General features: G+C 77.1%; 6 protein-coding genes. 2 read left to right on the forward strand and 4 right to left on the reverse strand.

Annotated features, from left to right (window positions below; all coding sequences use genetic code 11):
• A partial coding sequence (locus EF903_RS28050; protein WP_260616030.1) for an FAD-dependent monooxygenase occupies positions 1 to 855 on the forward strand: 855 nt, incomplete at its 5' end.
• A gap of 14 nt (positions 856 to 869) precedes the next feature.
• Here EF903_RS28050 and EF903_RS28055 read toward each other — a convergent pair.
• Entirely contained in the window at positions 870 to 1,238 is a 369-nt protein-coding gene (locus tag EF903_RS28055; protein WP_125547805.1) for a DUF6233 domain-containing protein, read from the reverse strand.
• Between the two features lie 214 nt (positions 1,239 to 1,452).
• Here EF903_RS28055 and EF903_RS28060 point away from each other — a divergent pair, with 214 nt between their 5' ends.
• A complete protein-coding gene (locus EF903_RS28060) occupies positions 1,453 to 2,097 on the forward strand; it encodes a dihydrofolate reductase family protein (RefSeq protein ID WP_125547807.1) in 645 nt (214 codons plus the stop codon).
• Positions 2,098 to 2,135: 38 nt separating this feature from the next.
• On the opposite strand, the gene EF903_RS28065 is transcribed toward EF903_RS28060, so the two are convergent.
• From EF903_RS28065 to EF903_RS28075, 3 genes are all read right to left on the reverse strand, one after another.
• Positions 2,136 to 2,867 carry a hypothetical protein gene (locus tag EF903_RS28065; RefSeq protein WP_125547809.1) on the reverse strand — a complete coding sequence of 244 codons (732 nt, stop codon included), beginning with the start codon at positions 2,865 to 2,867 and terminating at the stop codon, positions 2,136 to 2,138.
• A gap of 123 nt (positions 2,868 to 2,990) precedes the next feature.
• Positions 2,991 to 4,592, reverse strand: coding sequence for a mucoidy inhibitor MuiA family protein (locus EF903_RS28070; RefSeq protein WP_125547811.1), 1,602 nt, complete (start codon positions 4,590 to 4,592; stop codon positions 2,991 to 2,993).
• A gap of 8 nt (positions 4,593 to 4,600) precedes the next feature.
• A partial coding sequence (locus tag EF903_RS28075; protein ID WP_125547813.1) for a DUF4139 domain-containing protein occupies positions 4,601 to 5,353 on the reverse strand: 753 nt, incomplete at its 5' end.

Here is a 5,353-nt window from a genome sequence, read left to right on the forward strand (position 1 = left end):
CTCCGGTACGGGGACGCCGTGACCGCCGTGGACGGCGCGGAAGGCCCGTGCCCCACCGTCCGCACGGCCGGCGGCGCGGAACTGCCCGCCGACCTCGTCGTCGCCGCCGACGGCATCCGCAGCGCCCTGCGCCGCGCGTACTTCCCCGCCCACCCCGGCCTGCACTACCTGGGTGAAACGGCCTGGCGGACCATCGTGGACGCCCCCGACCTCGGCATCCGGGCCATGAGCGAGACGTGGGGGCGCGGAGAGCGGTTCGGCATCACCCCGCTGGCCGACGGCCGCTTCTACCTGTACGCCACCGCGCTCGCCCCCGCCGGCACCCGGTCGGCCGACCCCCGCGCGGAGCTCCTGGACCGCTTCGGCTCGTGGCACGACCCGATCCCCGCCCTGCTGGACCGGGTGCGGCGCCTCGACCCGGCCGACGTCCTGCAGAACGACCTCCACGACCTGGCCGCACCGCTGCCCCGGCTGCACCACGGCCGGATCGCCTGGGTCGGCGACGCCGCCCACGCCATGGCACCCAACCTGGGGCAGGGCGGCTGCCAGGCCATCGAGGACGCGGTGGTCCTCGCCCACCTCCTCCCCGCGGGCGGCGCCCCGGACCCGGGCCCGGGTCCGGGCGCCGCGGATCCCGTCCCGGCCGCCCTCGCCGCGTACACCGCGGCCCGGCGCGACCGCACCGACGCCGTACGCGTGCGGGCCCGCCGGGTCGGCCGCCTGGGCGCCCTCCGCCACCCCCTCGCGGCGGCGGCCCGCGATGCCGCGGTCCGCGCCGTCCCGGACCGCCTGGCCCTGCGCGGCATGGACGGCCTCTTCAACGGCTTCCGCCTCCCCGCCCGGCAGCCACGCTAGGCCGCTGCGGCTCCTCAGGGGTCGCCGGCGCCGAGGAGCCTGCCCGCACCGCAGACGCCGCAGGGCTCGACCTGCGGGTGGCGCAGGGCGTCGACGGCCTGGGCGCGGGTCGCCGGCCGGGTCCGCCCGGAGGTCAGGGTGCAGTCGCCGGTGTGGATCAGCATGGGGGCGTTGGAGGCGCCGATCCCGTACTGGATCTGCCACTCGACGACCGGGGCCGGCACCGGCCTGCCCGCGGCGGCCTCCGCGATGCGTGCGGCCGTCTCGATCTCGCCGATCCGCTCCCGGACGAGTTCCAGCAGCAGCTCGCACCACCGCTCCAGGGTCTTCAGCCGGTCCAGGTCCGGAGGGAGCAGCCAGCCGGTGTCCCGCCCGCCGGACACCGTCACACCCCCCGCCGGGGCGGGGCGCACGGCGCGGCGGCGCCGACGGCCGAGGGGCCGGCACCGGGACCGGCAGACGGCAGGGCGTACGCACTCACCCCTCAATCGTAAACCTGTTCGAATCCGGTGTGCGATCCGGCGCGCCGATGATTCCCGGGCAGCCGACCGGTCCATCCCTGAGACGGACACCACCCCTCGCACCCTGGAGCACGCCATGGGACTCATCCACATCGCGATGTTCGCGACCCTCGACCTCGTCGGCCAGGCGCCCGGCGGCCCCGACGAAGACCCGGACGGCTTCCCGTTCGGCGGCTGGCAGGCACCCCTGCTGGACGAGGACACCGGCATGCAGATCGGCGCCGCGTACGAGGGCACGGACGCCCTCCTGCTCGGCCGGCGGACGTACGACATCTTCGCCGCCTACTGGCCCCACCAGAAGGGCGGCGAGGACGGCGAGATCGCCGAGCTCTTCAACCGGGTCCCCAAGTACGTGGCCTCCCGCGGCACCCCCGACCTCTCCTGGGCCGGCTCCACGCAGCTCGGCCCGGACCTGGCCGCCGCCGTCCGCGAGATCCGCGACCGCCACGAGCACGTGAAGGTCGTCGGAAGCCTGGACCTCGTCCAGACCCTCCTGCGCGAGAAGCTCTTCGACCGCCTCGACCTCTGGGTGCACCCCGTCGTGCTCGGCGTGGGCAAGAAGGTGTTCGCCGAGGGCGCGGTACCGGCCAACGTCACGCTGCTCGCGCCCCCGGCCGCCGGCCCGTCGGGCACCGTGTACCTGCGCTACGGGCTGGCGGACGGCGTCCCCGCCACGGGCGACATGAGCGCACCCGACCGGGGCCTGGGACACGACGCCTGAGCCGGCCCCGCGGCCCCGCACCCCTCGCCGCGGGGCCGCTACTGCGGCTCCCCCCAGGCCGTCGTCAGGCCCTCCAGCCACGCGGGCGGCAGCTCCGCCGCGTCCCACTCCTCCCGCAGCGCCGCCGGCTCCGTCAGCAGGCGCTCCAGCACGGCGACGCTGGTGGGGGAGTGCAGCAGCGAGTACCGGCCGTGGATGGCGATCGGGCTGCCCGGGCCGTACTGCGCGTACATCCGCTCCAGCCGCGCCCGGTGCTCCGCGGCGAACGCCGTCAGCCGCCCCGCGTACCCGGTCCGCTGCCGCGTGCTCATCGTGCCGAGGACGGCCGTGAGGACCGGCTCGGAGACGTCCGGGTCGAGGTCCGACTCCGCGGCGAACGACAGGTACAGCGGCAGCACGGCCACCTTCGCCCGCTCCAGCTCCATCCGCCCCGCGGGCGGGCGGGCGTCCAGGGGGTCCCCGGGCGTGTCGGCGCCCACGGCGTCGCGCAGCATCCGCTCGGCGATCCCGCCGAGCGCCTCGGTGACGGTGTGGGCGCCGTCCAGCCAGCCGGACGTGTAGGGCTCGCCCTTGGCCGCCGGGGCGTCCTCCGCGCCCCCCGCGACCTCCGCGGCCGCGACGGCGACCGCCCCGGCCGAGACGAGCCCGATCAGCTCCTCGGCGTCACCGGGGTGGATGCCGGCCCGGCCGAGGAGCTGGACGAGCGTCGTCTTCGCGTTCAGGACGCTGACCGCGTCCAGGTGCAGTGGCCCTTCCCCGGCGGGGTTCATCGGATCCTCCTCGGTCATAGGGGGCGCCGGTGCGAGCTTATGCGGCGGACCGGCGCATTCAGGCGCCGGAGGGCGCGGGGCTCCCGGCGGCGCGCGCCCGGTCCGCACGGGGTGCCCGTACGGTCAGAGGCCGGCGACCTTGGCGCCCGCCGACACCTCGTACGCCAGGGTGATGCTGCGGCGGCCGCCCGGCGGGAGGGCGACCTCCCAGCGGGCGATGCCGTCGGCGTCGACCGCATCCGGGGCCGGGGAGCAGGCCTCCTTGCGCAGGCGCACCTCCACCGCCGAGATCTCCGAGACCGGGATCCGCTCCCGGACGGCGACGGTCCGCTCGCCCCGCTCGCCGGGAGCCGAGAACCGGGACAGGTGCAGCCGGACCGTGCGGGTGACCACCGTCCGCTGCACGATCCCGCCGGTCTCGCGGGACTCCTCGGCGTGCCGCACCACCCGCAGGTCGTCGCAGCTGCCGAAGGCGAGTTCGGCGGTGGCGCCGGGCGCCGTGAACTCCAGGGTGCCGCGGCCGCTGAAACCGCTGCCGCGGACCAGGTCCACGGGCCCGGCGAGCAGGGCGTGCCCGGACCGGTTCGCGAACCGGACCACCTGCGTCACCAGCGGCGACAGCTCGGGCGTGGCGGCGTACTCGGCGGCCGCGTCCGCGGTGAAGGACGACAGCGGCACCCGGTGGGCGCGGCCGTCCGACGGCACCGAGACGGGGGCGGGGGCGGCCAGGACGCGGGTCTCGCCGCCGTCGTCCACGCCCGGCAGGCCCACCACGGGCGCCGGGCCGAGCTCCGCGACCTCCTCTTCGCGCAGCTCCACGTCGACCGTGCGGCGTTCGGCGGCGGTGCGCTCGGTGAGCGCCAGCCGGTCCTCGACGAGCCGCGGCGGCTCGGTGGCGAGCGCCGACCGGGCCGTCGACAGGGTCAGGCGCACGCCCGACCAGTCCTCCCCGGTGCGCTGCCACACCATGGCGTCGCTCTCCAGCGTCAGCGAGCCGCCGTCGAGCACGGCCCGGTAGACGGGCCGCCACAGCGCGCAGGCCGTGAGGTGGCCGAGCCGCAGCCGGGCCGGCCCGGCCGCCGAGGCCCGGACGGTCACCTCGACGTGGGCCACCAGTTCCGCCGGCTGCGCCTCCGCGGCGGCCAGGCCCCGCCGGGTGTCCGCGAGTTCCGTGTCGAGGGCGTCCAGCCGGGCCTGCGCGGTGCGCAGCTGCTCGCCGTACGTGTCGCGTTCGGCGTCGAGCCGGTCCAGTTCGCGCGCCCAGCGGTCCGGGTCGCTCACGCCGGCGCCGGCGCCTTCGCGGATCTCCCGCAGCAGGCGGTCGGCGAGCCTGCCGAGCAGGCCGAGACGGACGTGCAGCCGGTCCCGCCGGTGCCGCACCGAGACCTGTTCCGCTTCGAGGGCGTGCAGCTGCTGCCGCAGTGCCGAGTCGCCGGCGGACGGCAGCGGGCCGCGGGGCGTCCACGTGCGGACGATCCGCGCGTCCAGGACGGCGGCCTCCGGGCCGCCGTCCAGCTCGGCGTGGAGGGTGCGGTCGACGGCCAGGGCGCTGACCGGCCCGAGGCGGAGGCGCTGCACCCCGGCTTCGAGGTCGAGGACGGCGGTGCGCTCGACGTGGGCGCGGTCCTCCAGGCAGGTGACGGCGGTGACCGGAAGGGCGATCGGCTCTCCGGCAGCGGCGGGAGAGGCGGTGTGCGGCGTGGCGCGGGGCGTGTCGTGTGGCATGGCGTGTCTCAGCTCCTGCGGTTGCCGCCGACGAGGGCCTTGGCGGCCGGGATGCGGATCTCGAAGCGGCCGTCGAGCGCGGTGGCGCCGCCGGCGGGCAGCTCCACCCGCCAGATGCGGGTGCCCGGGGCGTGGTCCTCCGGTCCGGCACCGGGCTCGGGGGCCTTCCAGTCGGCCCGCTCCTCGATCCGGACGTCCGCGTCGGAGGCGACCGGCACCCGCTCGCGGACCTCGACGGTGACGGGCCGGGAGAGCCGGTTCGCCAGCTCCACGTGGACGCGGTGGTCCAGGACGGTGGTACCGCCCCGCAGCCCCGCCGCCGACTCGTGCAGGTTCGTGCGCCGCGTGACGCGGACGCCGTCGGCAGGGCCGAGGCCGAGCCGGGAGACCGCGCCCGGCGCGAGCGTGGGCAGCGCGGCCGTCAGCAGGAACTCGTCGTCGACGGTGACCTCCACGGGCCCCGCCAGCAGCGCCTGGCCGGTGGCGTTGGAGAGCACCAGCGTCGCGTACACCGTCTGCTCGGCCGACGGCACACACACGTACTCGGTGCGCAGCCCCAGCGGGACCTCGCCGACGGTGACGGTGTGCCAGGTGCCGTCGGAGGGGACGTCGGCGCGGGCGGCGGCGTCGAAGCGGTGGTCGAGGCGGAGCCCGCCGACCCGCGCACGCCGCACGAGCTGCGGGAGGCGGCCGAGCGGCTCCGCGACCGGCATGCGGCCGTGCAGGCCCGCCGTGACCGGCAGCTGACGCTGATCGAGGAG

Source organism: Streptomyces sp. WAC05292 (genome assembly GCF_003949955.1).
Classification (GTDB): Bacteria; Actinomycetota; Actinomycetes; order Streptomycetales; family Streptomycetaceae; genus Streptomyces; species Streptomyces globosus.

Bases quoted from the DNA above. Each gene is read 5' to 3' on its own strand.
- EF903_RS28060 (WP_125547807.1), top strand. From the start codon at position 1,453: ATGGGACTCATCCACATCGCGATGTTCGCGACCCTCGACCTCGTCGGC.
- EF903_RS28065 (WP_125547809.1), bottom strand. From the start codon at position 2,867: ATGAACCCCGCCGGGGAAGGGCCACTGCACCTGGACGCGGTCAGCGTC.
- EF903_RS28070 (WP_125547811.1), bottom strand. From the start codon at position 4,592: ATGCCACACGACACGCCCCGCGCCACGCCGCACACCGCCTCTCCCGCC.